At 56.3% G+C, this 19631-nt stretch carries 19 protein-coding genes; 7 read left to right on the forward strand and 12 right to left on the reverse strand.

Annotated features, from left to right (window positions below; genetic code table 11):
• The first annotated feature begins 94 nt into the window (after window positions 1-94).
• A complete protein-coding gene (locus N037_RS04765) occupies window positions 95-409 on the forward strand; it encodes a DUF485 domain-containing protein (RefSeq protein WP_023334187.1) in 315 nt (104 codons plus the stop codon).
• On the forward strand, window positions 406-2055 hold the full coding sequence (gene actP / locus N037_RS04770; RefSeq protein WP_023334186.1) for a cation/acetate symporter ActP: 1650 nt from the start codon (window positions 406-408) through the stop codon (window positions 2053-2055). Before N037_RS04765 ends, actP begins: the two co-directional genes overlap by 4 nt.
• 32 nt (window positions 2056-2087) lie before the next feature.
• Here actP and N037_RS04775 read toward each other — a convergent pair whose 3' ends face one another.
• Entirely contained in the window at window positions 2088-2777 is a 690-nt protein-coding gene (locus N037_RS04775) for an LrgB family protein (protein WP_023310063.1), read from the reverse strand.
• Window positions 2770-3180 carry a CidA/LrgA family protein gene (locus N037_RS04780; protein WP_021242769.1) on the reverse strand — a complete coding sequence of 137 codons (411 nt, stop codon included), beginning with the start codon at window positions 3178-3180 and terminating at the stop codon, window positions 2770-2772. Before N037_RS04780 ends, N037_RS04775 begins: the two co-directional genes overlap by 8 nt.
• 102 nt (window positions 3181-3282) lie before the next feature.
• Between N037_RS04780 and N037_RS04785 the strand changes: the two genes are divergently transcribed.
• Window positions 3283-4170, forward strand: a complete 888-nt coding sequence (locus tag N037_RS04785) for a LysR family transcriptional regulator (RefSeq protein WP_023334185.1) — start codon at window positions 3283-3285, stop codon at window positions 4168-4170.
• 81 nt (window positions 4171-4251) lie between these two features.
• Here N037_RS04785 and N037_RS04790 read toward each other — a convergent pair whose 3' ends face one another.
• From N037_RS04790 to soxR, 4 genes are all read right to left on the reverse strand, one after another.
• Window positions 4252-5898 carry a Na+/H+ antiporter gene (locus tag N037_RS04790; protein ID WP_032639430.1) on the reverse strand — a complete coding sequence of 549 codons (1647 nt, stop codon included), beginning with the start codon at window positions 5896-5898 and terminating at the stop codon, window positions 4252-4254.
• 150 nt (window positions 5899-6048) lie between these two features.
• Window positions 6049-7398 (reverse strand): guanine/hypoxanthine transporter GhxP, encoded by a 1350-nt coding sequence (ghxP, locus tag N037_RS04795; protein ID WP_032639432.1) that lies wholly within the window; start codon window positions 7396-7398, stop codon window positions 6049-6051.
• A 294-nt stretch (window positions 7399-7692) separates the two neighbouring features.
• The gene (locus N037_RS04800; RefSeq protein WP_023334182.1) at window positions 7693-8364 is read right to left on the reverse strand and encodes a glutathione S-transferase family protein; all 672 of its coding nucleotides are present in this window, start codon (window positions 8362-8364) and stop codon (window positions 7693-7695) included.
• 372 nt (window positions 8365-8736) lie between these two features.
• Entirely contained in the window at window positions 8737-9195 is a 459-nt protein-coding gene (soxR, locus tag N037_RS04805) for a redox-sensitive transcriptional activator SoxR (RefSeq protein WP_023331806.1), read from the reverse strand.
• Between the two features lie 98 nt (window positions 9196-9293).
• Between soxR and soxS the strand changes: the two genes are divergently transcribed.
• Window positions 9294-9620, forward strand: coding sequence for a superoxide response transcriptional regulator SoxS (gene soxS, locus N037_RS04810; protein ID WP_013095071.1), 327 nt, complete (start codon window positions 9294-9296; stop codon window positions 9618-9620).
• A 6-nt stretch (window positions 9621-9626) separates the two neighbouring features.
• On the opposite strand, the gene N037_RS04815 is transcribed toward soxS, so the two are convergent.
• Window positions 9627-11192 (reverse strand): EAL domain-containing protein, encoded by a 1566-nt coding sequence (locus N037_RS04815; protein WP_032639434.1) that lies wholly within the window; start codon window positions 11190-11192, stop codon window positions 9627-9629.
• 645 nt (window positions 11193-11837) lie between these two features.
• Here N037_RS04815 and N037_RS04820 point away from each other — a divergent pair.
• A complete protein-coding gene (locus tag N037_RS04820; RefSeq protein WP_008503385.1) occupies window positions 11838-12119 on the forward strand; it encodes a YjcB family protein in 282 nt (93 codons plus the stop codon).
• A gap of 62 nt (window positions 12120-12181) precedes the next feature.
• Here N037_RS04820 and ssb1 read toward each other — a convergent pair whose 3' ends face one another.
• Window positions 12182-12712, reverse strand: a complete 531-nt coding sequence (gene ssb1, locus N037_RS04825; RefSeq protein ID WP_023310055.1) for a single-stranded DNA-binding protein SSB1 — start codon at window positions 12710-12712, stop codon at window positions 12182-12184.
• Between the two features lie 250 nt (window positions 12713-12962).
• On the opposite strand from ssb1, the gene uvrA reads away from it, so the two are divergent.
• On the forward strand, window positions 12963-15785 hold the full coding sequence (gene uvrA, locus N037_RS04830) for an excinuclease ABC subunit UvrA (protein ID WP_032639437.1): 2823 nt from the start codon (window positions 12963-12965) through the stop codon (window positions 15783-15785).
• Window positions 15786-15788: 3 nt separating this feature from the next.
• Here uvrA and N037_RS04835 read toward each other — a convergent pair whose 3' ends face one another.
• The 4 genes from N037_RS04835 to tyrB form a co-directional block, all read right to left on the reverse strand.
• Window positions 15789-16142 (reverse strand): MmcQ/YjbR family DNA-binding protein, encoded by a 354-nt coding sequence (locus tag N037_RS04835; RefSeq protein WP_023310053.1) that lies wholly within the window; start codon window positions 16140-16142, stop codon window positions 15789-15791.
• A 2-nt stretch (window positions 16143-16144) separates the two neighbouring features.
• Window positions 16145-16561 carry a secondary thiamine-phosphate synthase enzyme YjbQ gene (locus N037_RS04840; protein ID WP_032639439.1) on the reverse strand — a complete coding sequence of 139 codons (417 nt, stop codon included), beginning with the start codon at window positions 16559-16561 and terminating at the stop codon, window positions 16145-16147.
• 113 nt (window positions 16562-16674) lie between these two features.
• Window positions 16675-17388: an acid phosphatase AphA gene (aphA, locus tag N037_RS04845; RefSeq protein ID WP_032639441.1), complete on the reverse strand. Its 714-nt coding sequence runs from the start codon at window positions 17386-17388 to the stop codon at window positions 16675-16677.
• A gap of 268 nt (window positions 17389-17656) precedes the next feature.
• Window positions 17657-18850 carry an aromatic amino acid transaminase gene (tyrB, locus tag N037_RS04850; RefSeq protein ID WP_023334177.1) on the reverse strand — a complete coding sequence of 398 codons (1194 nt, stop codon included), beginning with the start codon at window positions 18848-18850 and terminating at the stop codon, window positions 17657-17659.
• A gap of 206 nt (window positions 18851-19056) precedes the next feature.
• On the opposite strand from tyrB, the gene N037_RS04855 reads away from it, so the two are divergent.
• Entirely contained in the window at window positions 19057-19614 is a 558-nt protein-coding gene (locus N037_RS04855) for a DUF2589 domain-containing protein (RefSeq protein ID WP_023334176.1), read from the forward strand.
• Window positions 19615-19631 lie beyond the last annotated feature (17 nt).

A 19631-nucleotide genomic window follows, 5' to 3' on the forward strand; every position in this document is an offset into this window, starting at 1 on the left:
CATCAGACCGCACCTTCCTCCCCTCACCCTAACCCTCTCCCCAAAAGGGAGAGGGGACTAAAAACAAACCTACCTTACCTTTGGAGACTCTGTGATGAATAACGATATTTGTCAGCAGATAGAGAATAGTGCGCACTACAGGGAGCTCGTCGATAAGCGGCAACGGTTTGCCTTCATCCTTTCCATCATCATGCTGGTTATCTACGTCGGCTTTATTCTGCTGATCGCATTTGCTCCGCATTGGCTAGGCACCCCGCTGCATGAGGGGACCAGCGTGACGCGCGGCATTCCGATTGGCATTGGCGTGATTGTGATTTCATTCGTGCTGACCGGCGTCTACGTCTGGCGCGCAAACGGTGAATTCGATCGTCTTAATAAAGCGGTACTGCAAGAGGTAAAAGCATCATGAAGCGAGTTCTGACGGCGCTCGCCGCCACACTTCCCTTTGCCGCCCACGCGGCGGATGCCATTACCGGCGAGGTCCAGCGCCAGCCAACCAACTGGCAGGCGATTGTGATGTTCCTGATTTTCGTCCTGCTGACGCTCTACATCACCTACTGGGCGTCGAAACGCGTGCGCTCCCGTAACGATTACTACACCGCGGGCGGCAACATTACCGGCTTCCAGAACGGGCTGGCGATTGCGGGTGACTTTATGTCCGCCGCCTCCTTCCTCGGGATCTCCGCGCTGGTGTATACCTCCGGCTATGACGGTCTGATCTACTCCCTCGGCTTCCTCGTCGGCTGGCCGATCATCCTGTTCCTGATTGCCGAGCGCCTGCGTAACCTGGGCCGCTATACCTTCGCAGACGTGGCCTCGTATCGCCTGAAGCAGGGGCCGATTCGCACCCTCTCCGCCTGCGGCTCGCTGGTGGTGGTGGCGCTGTACCTGATTGCGCAGATGGTGGGCGCGGGTAAATTGATCGAACTGCTGTTCGGCCTGAACTACCACATCGCGGTAGTGCTGGTTGGCGTGCTGATGGTGATGTACGTGCTGTTCGGCGGCATGCTGGCGACCACCTGGGTGCAGATCATCAAAGCGGTCCTGCTGCTGTTCGGCGCCAGCTTTATGGCCTTTATGGTGATGAAGCACGTCGGCTTCAGCTTCAATAACCTGTTTACCGAAGCCATGGCGGTCCACCCGAAAGGGGAAGCGATCATGAGCCCGGGCGGGCTGGTGAAAGACCCAATATCCGCGCTCTCGCTGGGTCTCGGACTGATGTTCGGCACCGCGGGTCTGCCGCATATCCTGATGCGTTTCTTTACCGTGAGCGATGCGCGTGAAGCGCGCAAGAGCGTCTTCTACGCCACCGGTTTCATGGGTTACTTCTATATCCTGACCTTTATCATCGGCTTTGGCGCGATCATGCTGGTGGGGGCGAATCCGGCGTTTAAAGACGCGGCGGGCGCGCTGATTGGCGGTAACAACATGGCGGCGGTGCATCTGGCCGACGCGGTTGGCGGTAACCTGTTCCTCGGCTTTATCTCCGCCGTGGCCTTCGCCACCATTCTTGCGGTGGTTGCAGGGCTGACGCTGGCCGGCGCGTCTGCGGTGTCGCATGACCTCTACGCCAACGTCATCCGCAAAGGCGCGAGCGAGCGCGATGAGCTGAAGGTCTCGAAAATCACCGTGCTGGTGCTGGGCGTCGTGGCGATTCTGTTAGGCATTTTGTTCGAGAAGCAGAACATCGCCTTTATGGTGGGGCTGGCCTTCTCGATTGCGGCAAGCTGTAACTTCCCGATCATCCTGCTCTCCATGTACTGGTCAAAACTGACCACCCGTGGGGCGATGATTGGCGGCTGGCTGGGGCTGCTGACGGCGGTGATCCTGATGATTCTGGGCCCAACCATCTGGGTGCAGATCCTCGGTCACGCAAGCGCTATCTTCCCGTATGAATACCCGGCGCTGTTCTCTATCGCCGTGGCGTTTATCGGCATCTGGTTCTTCTCGGCCACCGACAATTCGCCGGAAGGTAACCTGGAGCGCGAGAAATTCCGCGCCCAGTTTATCCGTTCACAAACCGGTCTCGGCGTTGAGCAGGGCCGCGCGCACTAAGCCTTTCTCCCCGGCCGTTCTGGCCGGGGAGCTTAAAACATCACCCAGGCCACCAGCGGCGCAATCAGCACCATCACCACGCCCGAAAGCATCATCACCAGGCTCGCGACAACGCCCTCCTGCTGCCCAAGCTCATACGAACGTGCCGTGCCCGCCCCGTGCGACGCCGCGCCAAACCCCGCGCCTTTTGCCATCCCTTCACGGATCGACAATCGCAGGAACAGCATATCGCCGACCGCCATACCGAACACGCCCGTCACGACAACAAACAGCGCCACCAGATCCGGCTGTCCGCCGAGCGGTTTGGCGGCAGCCAGCGCAAACGGCGTGGTCACCGAGCGCACGGCCAGGCTGCGCTGAATTTCATCGGGCAGCGTAAACAGTCTCGCCAGCCAGACGGAGCTGCACACCGCGACCACCGTGGCGGTGATCACGCCTGCGCTGAGCGACATCCAGTGGCGTTTGATAATCGCCAGGTTGTCGTAAACCGGTACGGCAAAAGCGATGGTCGCCGGGCCCAGCAGCCACAGCAGCCAGTGGGATTCACCAATGTAGTTTTGCCAGGAGATATGGCCGAAGACCAGCATCAGCACCAGCAGGATCGGCGTGAAGACCAGCGGCATCAGCGGCAGGGCGTGAAAACGACGATACAGCCGCTTGTTGGCAAAGTAGATTGCCAGCGTCGCAATCAGGCACAGGACGCTGATCTGAAAATTAGTCATGTTTGTGCCTGCTGATTTCAAAGCGATACACTTTATCCACCACCCAGGCGGTTGCCCCCAGCACCATCAGCGTACTCAGCGCGATGACCGCAAAGATTCGCCAGCCGTCGACCATCAGCAGCTGCGCATAGTTCACCACCGCCACCACGGCAGGAACAAAGAACAGCAGCATCTCCGCCAGCAGCCATCGCGCCCCGGCGCGCACCCAGTTAAGGGGGATCACGCGGCACAGAATAAGCGTGAGCATCAGCAGCATCCCGACAAGGTTGGCAGGCAGCGGCAGATGCAGCCAGCCGACAAGATATTCTGCGAAAACAAACAGTCCCGCGTAGAGCAGTACCTGAACCGGGACCTGGAGTCGTTGCACAACGGCAGGCGTAACACGGCTTAACGCCACGGCCATGGGGGTTTTCCTCAAAAATGAGACGAGGCGCCAGTATAGAGAGCGCACGGTGTGGACTGAAATGAATTAAAATCATCAAAGGTATAGTTTCGAGGAATAATCATGGACATAAGAACGCTGCGCTATTTTGTCGAAGTGGTTCGTCAGCAAAGTTTTACCCGCGCAGCGGAGAAGTTGTTTGTTACCCAGCCCACCATCAGCAAGATGCTGAAAAACCTCGAAGATGAACTGAACTGTACCTTGCTGATCCGCGACGGACGCAAGCTGTTGCTGACCGACACCGGACGCGTGGTGTTCGAACGCGGGCTGGCGATTCTGGCGGAGTTTCGCCAGCTGGAAGCAGAGCTGGGCGATATCAATCATCTGACGAAAGGGGTGCTTCGCCTCGGCATTCCGCCAATGGTGGGGATGATGATGGCCGGGCCGATTAGCCTGTTTCGCCAGCGTTATCCCGGCGTTGAGCTGAAGATTTCGGAGTTTGGTGGGTTAACCGTCCAGCAGGCCGTCACCAACGGCGAGCTCGACGTGGCAATGACCGCCCTTCCCGTTGAGGAAGAGAGCGGTCTGGCAACGCTTCCGCTCTTTAGCCACCCGCTGTGCGTGCTGGTTCCCCGCTCCGGCGACTGGCTGAAGAGAGACTCGGTGAGACCTGAACTGCTCGGCGAGCACCCTCTGCTGATCTACAACGAAGACTTCGCCCTCAGCCGCCAGCTGATGACGCTGTTTAGCCACCATAACGTCAAGCCGCGCATAGCGGTACGCAGCGGACAGTGGGATTTTCTGGCGGCGATGGTGCAGGCAGGCGTGGGAATTGCCATTCTGCCGCAGCCGATCTGCGAGCGTCTGGATAAAAACACGCTGCGCTGGATCCCGCTGGAGAGCGACCTGCACTGGCAGCTGGGGATGATCTGGCGAGAAGGGGTGTATCTGTCGCACAGCGCGCAGGCGTGGCTGCAGTGTTGTGAGGGGTTTTGGGTGCGGTCTGAATAGTGCCGGGTGGCGGCTTCGCCTTACCCGGCCTACGGTTCGAACGTAGGCCCGGTAAGCGCAGCGCCACCGGGCAAAAGCGCGCTACTGATTCTCTATCAACAGCGCTTCCAGCAGGTCCAGATCGTGCAGCAGCTTTTGCAGCGTTTCGTTGCTGATCTGGCGCGTGGCGCGCAGGTGGTACAGTTCGGCACGCTCTGAGCGCAGCGCCGCCAGACGGAACCGGCGCTCCAGGTTCTCCTCCTGCAGCGAGCTTTCCACGTCATTACGCCCGTCCGCGCGGCGGCGCAGGTTACCAATCACGCGGGAACTAACTTCCGTCAGCAGCTGATTGTCGATGTTCTCTTCCGCATCTGCGGCCAGACGCTCTTCCATTTTCTGAATCGCGACAATTGCCACTTCGGCGGTGGCCGCCCGGGCAATACGCTCCTCTTTATGCTGCTGGGTCGAATCACCGGCATCAATATGCTGGAGTAAAATCGGCAGCATAATCACGCCGACAAACAGTGAGAACAGAATCACGCCCGCCGCCAGGAAGACCAGCTCGTAGCGTGCCGGGAAAACATCTCCCGTCGGTAACAGCAGTGGAATAGAGAGCACACCAGCAAGGGTGATCGCCCCGCGCACGCCCGCAAACGAGGCAATCAGCAGCTCACGCGTTGACCACGAGCCGAACTCCATCGGCTTTTTCTTCAGGAAGCGTACGCTGAAGTTTTTCATCGTCCACAGCCAGCCGAAACGCACCAGCATCAGCGCCAGGTAGATCAGCACGACGTCGGTAAACAGCATCCAGACCTCAACGTTCGGGTCGGCTTCGGCCGCCACCAGCGAGGATTCCATAATGCCCGGCAGTTGCAGGCCCAGCAGCAGGAACACCATGCCGTTAAAGACAAATTCCAGCATGGCCCAGGTGCTGTTGGCACGCAGGCGCATGGCCAGCGGCGCGCGGCGCATCACGCCGGAACGGGTAATGGTCATCCCTGCCGCAACCGCTGCCAGAATGCCCGACACGCCGATATGTTCGGCAATCAGATAAGAGGCAAACGGCAGCAGGAACAGCAGTACGATCTGCGTAGCGGGTTCATCGCCGCCCCAGCGGCTGAGGAAGCGCAATGAGCGGCCGTACAGCCAGCTCACCACGAAGCCTGCGAGAATACCGCCAATCGCCACCTTGAAGAATTCCAGCGTCGCGCCGCCGACGGTAAAGACCATCGTGCCCATCGCAACGGCCACGGCAAACTTCAGGGCGACCAGGCCGGAGGCGTCGTTCATCAGCGCCTCACCCTGTAAAATCCCCATGATTTTCTTCGGAATTCGGCCTTCACCCACAATGCCGGACAGCGCCACGGCATCGGTTGGCGACAGCACAGCGGCCAGCGCAAAAGCCGGTATTAATGGAATACCCGGTACCGCCCAGTAGATCAGAAAACCAATCCCGACGACGGTGACCACCACCAGCGCCAGCGCCAGGCCGAAGATTTCGCGCCCGTGCTCAAGGAATTCGCGCGTGGGCGTTTTCCAGCCATCGGCAAACAGCAGCGGCGGGATAAACAGCACGAGGAACAGTTCGGGGTCGAATTCCACGTGCAGGCCAAACGTCGGCCACGCCAGCAGCGCGCCGATGGCAATTTGCATTAATGGCAGGGGGACCTGAAAGGGCAGTACGCGTGTAACCACCCCGGATAGCGAGACCACAAGGGTCATGATGAGTATTGTGAAGAAGATTTCCATGCGTTCCCTGTTTGCTGTGTTGCTTATTTACTCCGGAAGGCGTCGTGCCTTTTATTCTATCTTCTCCAGAGTAACGCAAAAGGCAACGGGATGAGTCCTGAAAATAAAAACGGGCGGCCTGAGCCACCCGTTTTCGCATCAAAGGACAACTTAGATTGCCCAGCCGCCCGCATAGAACGCCACCAGCGCAACGGCGATAACCACGGTGCCGACGTTCAGCTTGCGCCACTCACCGGAGACCAGACGACCAATCACCAGCGATGCGAAACCGATCATAATGCCGGTCACGATGTTACAGGTCAGCACGATAAAGACCGCGGTAATCAGGCCAGACATCGCATCTACGAAATCCGCAAAGTCGATTTTCGCCACGTTGCTCAGCATCAGCAGGCCAACGTACATCAGCGCTGGCGCGGTCGCATACGCCGGAACCAGATAGGAGAGCGGAGAGAGGAACAGGATCAGCAGGAACAGCACGCCGACGGTGATTGCCGTCAGACCGGTTTTACCGCCTGCCGCCGTACCCGCTGCGGATTCGATGTACACCGCAGCAGGCGCCGCGCCCACCAGGCCAGAGAAGACGCTGCTCAGGGAGTCAGTGGTCAGCGCTTTGCCGCCATCAATAATCTGACCGTCTTTATCCAGCAGGTTCGCCTGACCGGCCACCGCACGAATGGTACCGGTCGCGTCAAACACGGCGGTCATCACCAGCGCCAGCACGCTTGGCAGGATCACCGGGTTCAGCGCGCCAACGATATCCAGGCTGCCAATCAGGGAGTTGCCTTTGTCATCGCTCAGCGACGGCATAGCGAAGATACCCGAGAAGTGTACGGTTGGATCGAAAATCAGGCCGACAACGGAAACGCCGATAATGGTCAGCAGAATGCCGCCCGGAACTTTCAGTTTTTCCAGACCGATAATCACCGCCAGACCGATCAGCGACATAATCACCGGGAAGCTGGCGAAGTGGCCCAGCGCTACCGGCAGACCGTCCAGCGGGTTCTTGATGACCAGACCAACGCCGTTGGCGGCGATCAGCAACAGGAACAGGCCGATGCCGATGCCGGTACCGTGCGCCACGCCCTGCGGCAGGTTGCGCAAAATCCAGCTACGGATGCCGGTTGCGGAAATCACGGTAAACAGCACACCCATCAGGAACACGGCACCCAGCGCAACCGGTACGCTGATGTGCTGACCCAGCACCAGGCTAAATGCGGTAAACGCGGTCAGAGAGATAGCGCAACCAATCGCCAGCGGCAGGTTCGCCCACAGGCCCATCACGATGGAGCCCACGCCGGCCACAAGGCAGGTGGCCACAAAGACAGCCGCTGGCGGGAAGCCTGCTTTGCCCAACATACCCGGCACAACGATGACGGAATAAACCATCGCCAGAAATGTTGTCAAACCGGCAACGATTTCCTGGCGCACGGTGCTGCCGCGGGCCGAAATTTTAAACATGGCGTCAAGTGAACCGCCAGTACGCGCAGATGGCGTAGACATAGAAAACATCCCCTGAGAGTTTTTTAGGAAGTCCGTAAGCGAGGTGGAGACGCCACTGCCAGCTGAACGTCAAATCCTTGTGTTGCGTTTGCGACGAAAGGGCGTCACAAAAAAAGCAAACGTTTAGCTCCGCGCTTACAAACGGGTGGTCAAATTAAGGCAAACGATTATCTAGCGTAATCCCCGCCCTTTTCAACTGAACTTTCTCGTTTTTCGCTAAAATTCACTTATGACGCTGAAGAAATAAACAGAGGATGCGCAAACGTTATCGTCTATGCGCAATTTGTTTACATTTCAGTCCTCACCCGGAATAGATAACGGGCCACCCTGTTGCAGCGTTTTTTGCCAGCCAGGGCTATTCTCAACCTTTGTCTTCCATGCCTGAATATGCGGCAGATTAGCGATACCGCCGCGTGCCAGCAGGGCAAAGATGGGAAAGCTCATCTGAATGTCGGCCATGCTGAGCGTATCCCCGGCAAACCAGCTGTTTTTAGCAAGATGTGACTCAATAAAGCGCGCATGGGTTTCCAGCTGACGGTTGAGATATGCTTTCTGCACCCCCTGCCCCAGCGCTTTACCCAGGGTTCTGATACCAAACGGCACCGGCGGCTTGCCGAGGCTGTTGAAGACCAGCTTCATTAACAGCAGCGGCATCAGCGATCCTTCGGCGTAATGCAGCCAGAAGCGGTACTGCACCTTATGCGCCGGATCCAAAGGCTTAAGACGTGACGCGGGATCGTACGTTTCCTGCAGGTACTCCAGGATGGCGCCTGACTCCGCAAGGATCAGTCCGTTATCTTCGATGACCGGTGATTTACCCAGCGGATGCACCTTTTTGAGCGCCTCCGGTGCCAGCATGTTCTTTTCGCGCTGGTAGTGAACGATCTCATAAGGCAGGCCGAGTTCTTCCAGCGCCCAAATCACGCGGTGCGAGCGTGACTGGTTAAGGTGGTGTACCGTGAGCATGATTTTCTCCTGTTATTCATACTTTTTAACTATAGAAAATTGAACAACACCGCGAAAAAAATTCGGCTAAAAACCGGTCAGAGACGCTGGCGAAAAAACGGGTCTTGCATAGAATTAAAGTGTCAGCACAATCCGGAACCTCCCCAACCAGCTCGACACTGAGGGGTGCTGATGTCGGGGGAAACCCTCCCGTGAACCAGCGGGATAGAGTGAAAGACAAAGACCGGGAAAAACTAAAGCGCCCTTATGTGGCGCTTTAGTTCTTTATAATGCTTTTTGCCGGGTGGCGGCTGCGCCTTACCCGGCCTACATTTGACGGTTTGGTAGGCCGGGTAAGCGAAGCGCCACCCGGCGAATGGGCTACACGCACGCTCAATCTTCTTCCAGCAGCCGCGCCCCCGTTCCCTGCTCACCCAGCCTGTCGCCGGGGTTACGCAACGGACAATCGCTCCGCGACAGGCAGCCGCAGCCGATACAGCCATCCAGCTCGTCGCGCAGGGCGACCAGCGTATGGATACGCCTGTCCAGCTCTTCACGCCACTGGGACGACAACTCTTTCCACTCTTTCGGGCTAAGCGTGTGCCCTTCCGGCAGCACGCCAAACGCCTCGCCGATCGTGGCAAGGGGAATTCCGATTCGTTGCGCAATTTTGATAATCGCGACGTAGCGGAGCACGTCGCGGGTATAGCGGCGCTGGTTGCCCCCGTTACGGATACTCTTAATTAACCCTTTGCTTTCATAGAAGTGGAGCGCCGATACCGCAACGCCGCTTCGCTTTGCCACTTCGCCGGGGGTTAACAGCGCTTTAATTCGCGGCAATCTCTTTTCCATAAAACCTCTTTACCTCAAGTTAACTTGAGGAATTATACTCCCCCGCAGAGAAAACGACGAATTAACCGAGATAGTTGTATCTACAGAGGGGCAACCTTATGTCGCATCAGCAGATTATTCAGACGCTTATTGAATGGATTGATGAACATATCGACCAACCGTTGAACATTGATGTGGTCGCTAAAAAGTCGGGCTATTCGAAATGGTATTTACAGAGAATGTTCCGCACGGTCATGCATCAGACGCTGGGCGAGTACATTCGCCAGCGCAGACTGCTGCTGGCGGCGCAGGCGCTACGCTCAACGCAGCGGCCCATTTTTGATATCGCGATGGATCTTGGCTATGTGTCGCAACAAACCTTTTCCCGCGTGTTTCGCCGCGAGTTTGACCGCACGCCGAGCGACTATCGCCACCAGTTGAATTAATTACCCTCAGTGTAAAGGCTGCTGCTGCCAGGTCATAAATTCCTGGGGCGGCATCGCTTTTGCGAAGTGCCATCCCTGACAAAACTGGACGCCGCGCTTCAGCAGCCAGCTTACCTGCTCTGCCGTCTCTACCCCTTCCGCAATGGTTTTTAGCCGCAGGCTTTGCGCCATCTCGATAATATGCTCGGCGATCAGGTGGCTGGTGCTGTTGGTCGTTAGGGTATCGATAAACGATTTATCGATTTTCAGAATATCCACGTTCAGCGAGTAGAGGTTGTGCAGGTTCGAATAGCCGGTACCGAAATCATCAATCGCGACTTCATAACCCGCCTGACGGAAAGCCTGAATCACCGGCGTGGTTTTTGGCACATCGATAAAACCGCGTTCCGTCACTTCTATTTTGATTTGCTGCGCACGGACGGCGTAGTGGTGAGCCTTGTCGGAAATCATGGCGATCAGCCGCGAGGAGTGGAAATCCGTGGCCGACAGGTTAATCGAAATATAGAGATGCGGGTGCTCGGCCAGGAAATGGCCCAGATCGTTGAATACTTCCTCAACGACATAGTCCGTAATCCGCTCGCTCATCCCCTCATTTTCCGCCAGCGGAATAAACTCCGCCGGGCTCATCACCTGCCCGTTAAAACCGGGCCAGCGTAACAACGCCTCCGCGCCCACGCACTGGTTGTTCTTGATATCAATAATCGGCTGATAGTGCACGCAAAGCTGTCGTTTGTTCAGCGCCCGGTGCAGTAAGCGCCCCGGCGAATTGAGCTCACGATGGGTACGAGACCATACCAGCAAAATAATAATGCTGCAGATCATGCCCAGCGGTAGGGTCAACGTCGCCTGGTGATAAAGCGTTTCATAAAAGCGTTTATTCGATGTCGACACAATGGCCGCAATAGGTCTTTTGGGGGATGTTACGATCGTATAAAAGCGGTTATCTTTTTGAAATACCGATTCCTTATCCCGAATCATCGAATTTAATAAAGAAACATTGGCTTTCTGGCTCACGGAAAAGAAAGCATTGGTTACCGTGTCGTACACCCCCCAGGAGAGAGAATGATCTGCGGACATGACTTCGCTGTATGAAAGCGGGTTGACGACCACCACATAATTTCCGCGCTGCATATATGTCATTTTATAGCCAGTATAAAATGGGGTATCGCGATAATAATAGATAGCGACGTCAGGTTTACGCGTGTAATTAGCGACAGGAATGGCGTAGGGATGATCCGGTGTAAAAACGGTCGAACAAAGAAAATTCTGACCTTCCGCGTAAATTAAATCGGCGACAAACAGACGGCCACGAACAACGTTCAGCATATATTGACGATGTCCCGGCGTGCAACGCTCACCCTGATATTTTTCAGCCTCGTCCCGGGCCAGATCAACCTGTTGAATAACCAGTTCTGTTTTGTCTAATGCCAGTTCGGCAAATGTCCGTAGCTGGGCGCTTGTTTCAGACACGGCTCGTAGCTGGGCAAACCATAGCGCAAGCATCACCGGCAGCATAACTACCATGATGATCCCTACCATCCTGAGCATTTTGCGCCGCGCGCTACGATTCATTTCCCGCCCTATATCCCTGCATGTTGTACGCCTGTAGTAATGAAGGCCGGATGCTTTGTTAAACAGGTGATTACGTTGCATGAATCATGCGAAGTTAGCAACTGACTTTTGGTATTAAAAATCTTAAATTTCGTTATGACGATAATATTTTCCCGTAAGCTAAACTATAAGTATTCGTTCCGTTTCAATTAAGGAAAATAATTATCCAGCCCGCAAGGGCGGTGGGAAGATAACACACCAGGCGATTGTTGATTAAGCCAAACGTCTGACAGCATGAAAAAAGTACAACTTCATCATGACGTTTTATGCTATTTACTCTGGGCTTTTGTGTTCGTTGATTTATAAATAATCAGTCTGTACCACACTATTTTCAGGATCGGCTGAGGATAACCCTCTTTTATAAAAACCGAATTTGAGGTACCCCCACTCGCCCGATGGGCGCTTCCGCCGCGCTGTGGGTCCGCCCCCCTCCTGCGCCAAAGGTACAACCAGCCTGCCCGCTCTCCTTTCCGGAGGAATAAAATCCTCTTTTTTGATCGCACAGATACTGGCGAATAAATCAACAAACGTGATATAGTTCACACATATTTTGTAACGAGAAACACTGTTTCATTCAGTTCGTCTGTTTTGTAGAGGATGGGTTTTATGGCAACCATTACTACCAGCATGGTTCTTCTGCGCTGGCCTTTGTTGAGTGCGGTACTGATGTTTTTAGCCAGCACGCTGAACATTCAGTTTCGTAAATCTGACTATGCGGGTCTTGCTGTTATCAGCACCCTGCTGGGGCTGGGTGCCGCCTGCTGGTTTGCAACGGGTCTGCTTGGCATCACTCTGCTGGATATCGCCGCCGTCTGGGAAAATATTAAAGTGGTGATGGTTGAGGCGATGAGCCACACGCCGCCCGACTGGCCGATGGTGATTACCTGATCCCTTACGGAATAAAAAAACCCAGACCATGGTCTGGGTTTTTTGTCTTAAGCACTCGGAAATCAGAACGGAATGTCGTCGTCGAAATCCATTGGCGGTTCGTTAGACGGCGCCGGAGCAGACTGCTGCTGCGGACGTGACTGTGCGCCGCCGCTGAACTGGTTGCCGCCCTGCGGCTGCTGAGGCTGACCCCAACCGCCCTGCTGCTGGCTCTGACCACCACCTGCCGGCGCGCCACCGCCCTGACGGCCACCCAGCATCTGCATGGTACCGCCCACGTTAACCACGACTTCAGTGGTGTACTTCTCAGCACCGGACTGATCGGTCCATTTACGGGTACGCAGCTGGCCTTCGATATAGACCTGAGAACCTTTACGCAGATACTCACCGGCCACTTCTGCCAGTTTGCCAAACAGCACAACGCGGTGCCATTCAGTCTGCTCTTTCATCTCACCGGTCGCTTTATCACGCCAGGATTCGGAAGTAGCCAGCGTAATGTTGGCAACTGCGCCACCACTCGGCATGTAGCGTACTTCCGGGTCCTGGCCCAGATTACCGACGAGAATCACCTTGTTTACGCCTCTGCTGGCCATGTTCGTGTCTCCTGAATACGTTTCTTAATAGTGTAAACGCGCGAGTGTACCATTTCCATGCTGCACTTTGATAGTTGCGTAGCACGTTCCAGAGTTCTCTCGCAACTCGACATTGTTACACAGCCAATCAGAAAATGCATTCCAATACTGTATATTCAAACAGGTCAAATTGTGTCATAATTAGCCGTTTCTGACAGCCGTTTGTCCTTCAAACAAACCAGGCAATCCGTGTTCCAACCGGGAAAGGTGAATGGATAAGATCGAAGTTCGGGGCGCCCGCACCCACAATCTCAAGAATATCAACCTCATAATCCCTCGCGACAAACTCATTGTCGTGACCGGGCTTTCGGGGTCTGGCAAATCCTCACTGGCTTTCGACACTTTGTATGCCGAAGGACAGCGTCGTTACGTTGAATCACTCTCTGCGTACGCGCGTCAGTTCCTGTCGCTGATGGAAAAACCGGATGTCGACCATATTGAAGGGTTGTCCCCTGCTATCTCTATTGAGCAGAAGTCCACCTCGCATAACCCGCGTTCAACGGTCGGTACCATTACCGAAATTCATGACTACCTGCGTCTGCTGTATGCCCGCGTGGGCGAGCCGCGCTGCCCGGACCACGACGTTCCGCTGGCGGCCCAGACCGTAAGCCAGATGGTGGATAACGTGCTGTCGCAGCCGGAAGGCAAACGCCTGATGCTGCTGGCGCCGATCATCAAAGAGCGAAAAGGCGAACACACCAAAACGCTGGAGAACCTGGCAAGCCAGGGCTATATCCGCGCGCGTATCGACGGCGAGGTGTGCGACCTGTCCGATCCGCCAAAGCTGGAGCTGCAGAAGAAGCACACCATTGAGGTGGTGATTGACCGCTTTAAGGTGCGCGACGATCTCGCCACGCGCCTGGCGGAATCCTTTGAAACGGCGCTGGAACTCTCCGGCGGCACGGCCGTGGTCTCCGACATGGACGACCCAAAAGCGGAAGAGCTGCTCTTCTCCGCCAACTTTGCCTGCCCGATTTGCGGCTACAGCATGCGCGAGCTGGAACCGCGCCTGTTCTCATTCAACAACCCGGCGGGCGCGTGCCCGACCTGTGACGGCCTGGGCGTCCAGCAGTATTTCGACCCGGACCGCGTCATTCAGAACCCGGAGCTGTCGCTGGCGGGCGGCGCCATTCGCGGCTGGGACAAGCGTAACTTCTACTACTTCCAGATGCTGAAATCGCTGGCAGAGCACTACAAGTTTGACGTAGAAGCGCCGTGGGCGAGCCTGAGCGCGAACGTGCACAAAGTGATCCTGTTCGGTTCCGGCAAAGAGAACATCGAGTTCAAGTACATGAACGATCGCGGCGATACCTCCGTGCGTCGCCACCCGTTCGAAGGGGTGCTGCACAACATGGAGCGCCGCTACAAAGAGACCGAATCCAGCGCGGTGCGCGAGGAGCTGGCGAAGTTCATCAGCAACCGCTCCTGCGCCACCTGTGAGGGTACGCGTCTGCGTCGCGAAGCGCGCCACGTGTTTGTGGAAAACACGGCGCTGCCGACCATCTCAGACATGAGCATCGGCCACGCGATGGACTTCTTCAACAACCTGAAGCTCTCCGGCCAACGCGCGAAAATTGCCGAAAAAGTGCTGAAAGAGATCGGCGATCGCCTGAAGTTCCTGGTGAACGTCGGCCTGAACTACCTGACGCTTTCCCGCTCGGCGGAAACGCTCTCCGGCGGTGAGGCCCAGCGTATACGTCTGGCGAGCCAGATTGGTGCGGGTCTGGTAGGCGTGATGTACGTGCTGGATGAACCGTCCATCGGCCTGCACCAGCGCGACAACGAGCGTCTGCTCGGGACGCTGGTTCACCTGCGCAACCTCGGCAACACGGTCATCGTGGTCGAGCACGATGAAGATGCGATCCGTGCGGCTGACCACGTCATCGACATTGGCCCGGGCGCTGGCGTGCACGGCGGACAGGTGGTGGCAGAAGGGACGCTGAAGGACATTATGGCGGTACCCGAATCGCTGACAGGCCAGTTCATGAGCGGCAAGCGCAAGATTGAAGTGCCGAAACAGCGCGTGGCGGCAGATCCGGAAAAAGTGCTGAAGCTGACCGGCGCGCGCGGCAACAACCTGAAAGACGTCACCCTGACGCTGCCGGTTGGCCTGTTTACCTGTATCACCGGCGTGTCCGGTTCCGGTAAATCGACGCTGATCAACGATACGCTGTTCCCGATTGCGCAGACGGCGCTGAACGGCGCGACGCTGGCCGAGCCTGCGCCGTACCGCGACATCCAGGGTCTGGAGCATTTCGATAAAGTTATCGACATTGACCAAAGCCCGATTGGCCGTACCCCGCGCTCTAACCCGGCAACCTACACCGGCGTCTTCACGCCCGTACGTGAACTGTTTGCCGGCGTGCCGGAAGCGCGTTCACGCGGCTATACGCCAGGACGTTTCAGCTTTAACGTTCGCGGCGGTCGCTGCGAAGCGTGCCAGGGCGACGGCGTGATCAAGGTTGAGATGCACTTCCTGCCGGATATCTACGTGCCGTGCGACCAGTGCAAAGGCAAGCGCTATAACCGCGAAACGCTGGAGATTAAGTACAAGGGCAAAACCATCCACGAAGTGCTGGATATGACCATCGAAGAGGCACGCGAGTTCTTTGACGCCGTCCCTGCGCTGGCGCGTAAGCTGCAAACGCTGATGGACGTGGGCCTGACCTACATTCGTCTGGGGCAGTCGGCCACCACGCTGTCCGGCGGTGAAGCGCAGCGCGTGAAGCTGGCGCGTGAGCTGTCAAAACGCGGCACCGGTCAGACGCTCTACATTCTGGACGAGCCGACCACCGGCCTGCACTTTGCCGACATCCAGCAGCTGCTCGAGGTGCTGCATCAACTCAGAGATCAGGGTAACACTATCGTGGTCATCGAACATAACCTGGACGTGATTAAAACCGCGGACTGGATTGTCGATCTCGGCCCGGAAGGCGGCAGCGGCGGCGGTGAAATTCTCGTCTCCGGTACGCCAGAGACCGTTGCAGAGTGCGAAGCCTCGCACACCGCGCGCTTCCTCAAACCGTTGCTGTAATTGTCACACGGAGAGTTGCTGTCGGGTGGTTTCCGGCAGCAGCTCAACCGCCTGCTGATAGGACGCGTCCACCAGGTAGTAAATCTGCGAGCCAGGAATCGAACCGTCCAGATAAACGGTGCTCCAGTGCGCCTTATTGAGGTGCTTGCTCGGCCTCACGTCATCATGCTGCTGACGTAACAAATCCGCCAGTTCAGGGCTGGTTTTCAGCGACGCCGCCGGACGGCCCTCCACCTCTTTCACCATCGCAAACAGCACATCCCCCACCTTAATCTGCGTGGCTTTCCAGTCGCTGTGGACGCTCTGCTCCGCGCCGGGCTTGCTCATGCAGTACTGAAGTATCTCCGAAATTGTCATCTTTATTCCCCTTGCAGCGTGGCGATAATTTTACGCGAACCACCATGAATACGATGCTCTCCCAGCCAGATCCCCTGCCACGTTCCCAACAGCAACCGCCCGTTGTGAACCGGCAGCATCAGCGATACGCCCAGCAGGGAGGATTTAATATGCGAAGGCATGTCGTCCGCCCCCTCATAGTCATGCTCATAAGGCGCGTTATCCGGCACGCTCTTCAGAAAATAGTGCTCCATGTCGGACCGGACGGTGGGATCGCAATTTTCATTAAGCGTGAGAGAGGCGGACGTGTGCTGAAGCAGCAGATGCAGCAAACCCGTTCTGACGCGCGACAGATCGCGGAGTTGCCCGATGACTTCATCCGTCACCAGGTGGAATCCGCGTGGTTTAGCGCTTAAGGTCAGAGTCTGTTGGTACCACATGTGCTGCTCCGTATTGAAAGATGAATCTTTCTAAGTGTGCAGCAAGAAGACGAAAGGTAAAACCCGCAGCAGCGAGATTTGATTAAAAAAGAGCCAAACTCGCTGCCCGGTACTTAATACTCCGAGTTGACGATCACCTCTTCGCCAAACTTTCCGGCCATCGGCAGCGGTCGATACGTGGAGTTAGAGGCACGTAACACCCTGATCCCTCTGGCACCCACATCCTGTGCGGCGGTGATGTCGTTATCCGAATCGCCGTAGAATACTTTGATATTTTTCTTTTCCAGCCACTGGGTTTTGGTGTTTTGCCCCTCTTTGTCACCGGCAAAAATCACCGGATTCATGCTGGCCGCCGGGATCTGGAAATCATCCTGCAGCGTTTTCGAGACGGTTTCCGTTTTGGTCTGACTGCGGCCGGTCACAAAATAAATGCTGTCACCGCGCTTCACGTGCATGGCAATAAGCGCACGGGCAACCTCTTTCGGGATGCTGAATTCGTCCCAGCCGTTATTCATTTTTTCCCAGAATTCCGGGTTCTTCAGATACGCTTCGCTGTCCGGTGAATACGTTTTCTTCCCGCGCCAGAAGCCGGGGCTTGAGAACAGCACGGTATCATCAATGTCAAAGCCCACGGCCATTGGCGCACGGCCCATCAGGCTGTTTTCGATTTGGGCCACGGAAACCCAGTGAATGGGTGCCTGCTCGGCGAGAATGGCGGCGGTGGTGCCTGTGTAAAGCGGCGTCGGGGCAGAAGCTCGCGCGACGACGGCGCTATTAAGCGAGAACAATAAGCAGGCGGCGCTGAGCGCCAGTGTGATCTTGCGCATATTTTCCCCTGAATATTCAGTTTGTTATTGTTTTAATTTGAGCGAATGGTCAAAAAACTATCCGACCATAACCCCAGCGGGAGGTGAAGGGAAGGAGTTTTTGCTTATGAAGCTGAATAAAAAGAAGACGATCACAAAGAGTGGAACAGGCGTGTAGGCCCGGTAAGCGAAGCGCCACCGGGCAATGATTGGCACCGGCGCAAACAAAAAAGCCGGGTGGCGGCTGCGCCTTACCCGGCCTACATATGGCATGCAAGTAAGTGAATACTTACATCACAGCAGCAAACGCCTGCGCCACGCGATGAACGTTGCTGGCATTCAAACCCGCTACGCACATACGGCCACTGGCGATCAGGTAGACGCCGAACTCTTCGCGCAGGCGATCGACCTGAGCCGCACTCAGTCCGGTATAGCTGAACATCCCGCGCTGCTTGAGCAGATAGTCGAAATTATGTCCCGGCACGGCCTCTTTCAGGACGTTAACCAGCTCCTGACGCATCGTCTGAATGCGCTGGCGCATCGCTTCCACTTCCGCAAGCCAGGACGCTTTCAGCTTTTCGTCACCGAGCACCGTCGCCACCACCTGCGCACCAAAGTTCGGCGGGCTGGAGTAAATGCGACGCACCGTCGCCTTCAACTGGCCCAGCACGCGACCTGCCGCTTCGGCGTCTTCACACACCACGGACAGGCCGCCAACGCGCTCGCCGTACAGGGAGAAGATTTTAGAGAAGGAGTTGCTGACCAGAACAGGCAGCCCGGCGCTGGCCACGGCGCGAATGGCGTAAGCATCTTCTTCCATGCCCGCGCCAAAGCCCTGGTAGGCAATGTCGAGGAACGGGATCAGGTTGCGGGCCTTCAGTACCTCAATCACCGCATCCCACTGGGCGTTGGTGAGATCCGCACCGGTTGGGTTATGGCAGCATGGATGCAGCAGCACAATACTGCGCTCCGGCAGGGTGTTCAGTTTTTCCAGCAGCGCGTCAACGCGCACGCCGTTAGTTTCGCTGTCAAACCATGGATAGGTCGCCACTTTGAAACCTGCGCCCTCGAAGATCGCAACGTGGTTTTCCCACGTCGGGTCACTCACCCACACGCCTGAATCCGGGAAGTATTTTTTCAGGAAGTCTGCCCCCACCTTCAGCGCACCCGAGCCGCCCAGCGTCTGGATGGTCGCCACGCGTTTTTGTGCGAGCACCGCGTGATCGGCACCAAACAGCAACGGCGCAATGGTGCTGCGGTAGGCATTTAACCCTTCCATCGGCAGATAGAGCGACGCGCCGTGTGGAACAGCGTTCAGACGCGCTTCAGCTTCGGCAACGGCCTGCAGTTGAGGAATAAAACCCTCGTGGTTGTAATACAAACCGATGCTCAGGTTCACTTTGTCGCTGCGAGGATCTTCTTTGAAACGCTCCATTAAGGAGAGGATAGGGTCGCCGGCATAGGCGTCAACTTTCTGAAACACGCGATGAGTCTCCGGAATTCGATGAGGCAGGGATTTCAACAATAAACCGGAATATCACGCAACACCACCCTTTAAGATTATCCTGCGATCGGCATAGGTTTTTTGCGTCCTCTCGCCATGACATTTACCCAATATTTTCCTCTTCTCGCTTTCCGTAATGTGACTCCTGCGCAACCGCGCATTCACTGATTCAAGGAGTTCACATCATGGATTCACAATTTATTGGTTCAGTCATTAACGCCCTGCCGCTGGAGCATATGATCGGCGGCCCGCTGCAGGCGATGATCAAAGCACAGGTTCAGGCGAGCAAGGCCTACACTGACTTCCTTCTTTCCGTCTGTATTAAAGACGGCAAAGCTGTCGCGATCGAGTTCGATTACGACGAAACCGTGGTAGACGAACAGGGGGTCAATAAAGGCAGCGTAACCCGCAAGATGAGCATTCCGCTCCTGGCGGCGGTCACCCACCCCATCATCTGTATCGAGGACGGTACCATCGACTTTGAGCTGGAAGTGAGCCAAAGCGAAGCCAGCTCCAGCAGCACCGAAGCGGAAGCTTCCGTGGAAGCGTCCGTCGGCTGGGGCGTATTCAAAGCGAAAATGACCGGCAAGGTCTCCCATAAATCGGAGCAGACCCGCTCGACCGATACACGCGCGAAATACTCCATTCATACCCAGATTAAACGCCAGGAGCCACCTGAAGCTCTGCAGCGCGTAATTGATTACCTGACCAACGCCAAAACCAAGCCTGTCGCCGCGCAGTAATCTTCCACGCCGCGACA

The organism is Enterobacter sp. EGD-HP1, assembly GCF_000733275.2.
Taxonomy (GTDB): Bacteria; Pseudomonadota; Gammaproteobacteria; order Enterobacterales; family Enterobacteriaceae; genus Enterobacter.

What these genes read in the sequence shown, in the direction of transcription:
- N037_RS04765 (WP_023334187.1), top strand. Translation starts at nt 95, where the DNA reads ATGAATAACGATATTTGTCAGCAGATAGAGAATAGTGCGCACTACAGG.
- actP (WP_023334186.1), top strand. Translation starts at nt 406, where the DNA reads ATGAAGCGAGTTCTGACGGCGCTCGCCGCCACACTTCCCTTTGCCGCC.
- N037_RS04775 (WP_023310063.1), bottom strand. Translation starts at nt 2,777, where the DNA reads ATGACTAATTTTCAGATCAGCGTCCTGTGCCTGATTGCGACGCTGGCA.
- N037_RS04780 (WP_021242769.1), bottom strand. Translation starts at nt 3,180, where the DNA reads ATGGCCGTGGCGTTAAGCCGTGTTACGCCTGCCGTTGTGCAACGACTC.
- N037_RS04785 (WP_023334185.1), top strand. Translation starts at nt 3,283, where the DNA reads ATGGACATAAGAACGCTGCGCTATTTTGTCGAAGTGGTTCGTCAGCAA.
- N037_RS04790 (WP_032639430.1), bottom strand. Translation starts at nt 5,898, where the DNA reads ATGGAAATCTTCTTCACAATACTCATCATGACCCTTGTGGTCTCGCTA.
- ghxP (WP_032639432.1), bottom strand. Translation starts at nt 7,398, where the DNA reads ATGTCTACGCCATCTGCGCGTACTGGCGGTTCACTTGACGCCATGTTT.
- N037_RS04800 (WP_023334182.1), bottom strand. Translation starts at nt 8,364, where the DNA reads ATGCTCACGGTACACCACCTTAACCAGTCACGCTCGCACCGCGTGATT.
- soxR (WP_023331806.1), bottom strand. Translation starts at nt 9,195, where the DNA reads ATGGAAAAGAGATTGCCGCGAATTAAAGCGCTGTTAACCCCCGGCGAA.
- soxS (WP_013095071.1), top strand. Translation starts at nt 9,294, where the DNA reads ATGTCGCATCAGCAGATTATTCAGACGCTTATTGAATGGATTGATGAA.
- N037_RS04815 (WP_032639434.1), bottom strand. Translation starts at nt 11,192, where the DNA reads ATGAATCGTAGCGCGCGGCGCAAAATGCTCAGGATGGTAGGGATCATC.
- N037_RS04820 (WP_008503385.1), top strand. Translation starts at nt 11,838, where the DNA reads ATGGCAACCATTACTACCAGCATGGTTCTTCTGCGCTGGCCTTTGTTG.
- ssb1 (WP_023310055.1), bottom strand. Translation starts at nt 12,712, where the DNA reads ATGGCCAGCAGAGGCGTAAACAAGGTGATTCTCGTCGGTAATCTGGGC.
- uvrA (WP_032639437.1), top strand. Translation starts at nt 12,963, where the DNA reads ATGGATAAGATCGAAGTTCGGGGCGCCCGCACCCACAATCTCAAGAAT.
- N037_RS04835 (WP_023310053.1), bottom strand. Translation starts at nt 16,142, where the DNA reads ATGACAATTTCGGAGATACTTCAGTACTGCATGAGCAAGCCCGGCGCG.
- N037_RS04840 (WP_032639439.1), bottom strand. Translation starts at nt 16,561, where the DNA reads ATGTGGTACCAACAGACTCTGACCTTAAGCGCTAAACCACGCGGATTC.
- aphA (WP_032639441.1), bottom strand. Translation starts at nt 17,388, where the DNA reads ATGCGCAAGATCACACTGGCGCTCAGCGCCGCCTGCTTATTGTTCTCG.
- N037_RS04855 (WP_023334176.1), top strand. Translation starts at nt 19,057, where the DNA reads ATGGATTCACAATTTATTGGTTCAGTCATTAACGCCCTGCCGCTGGAG.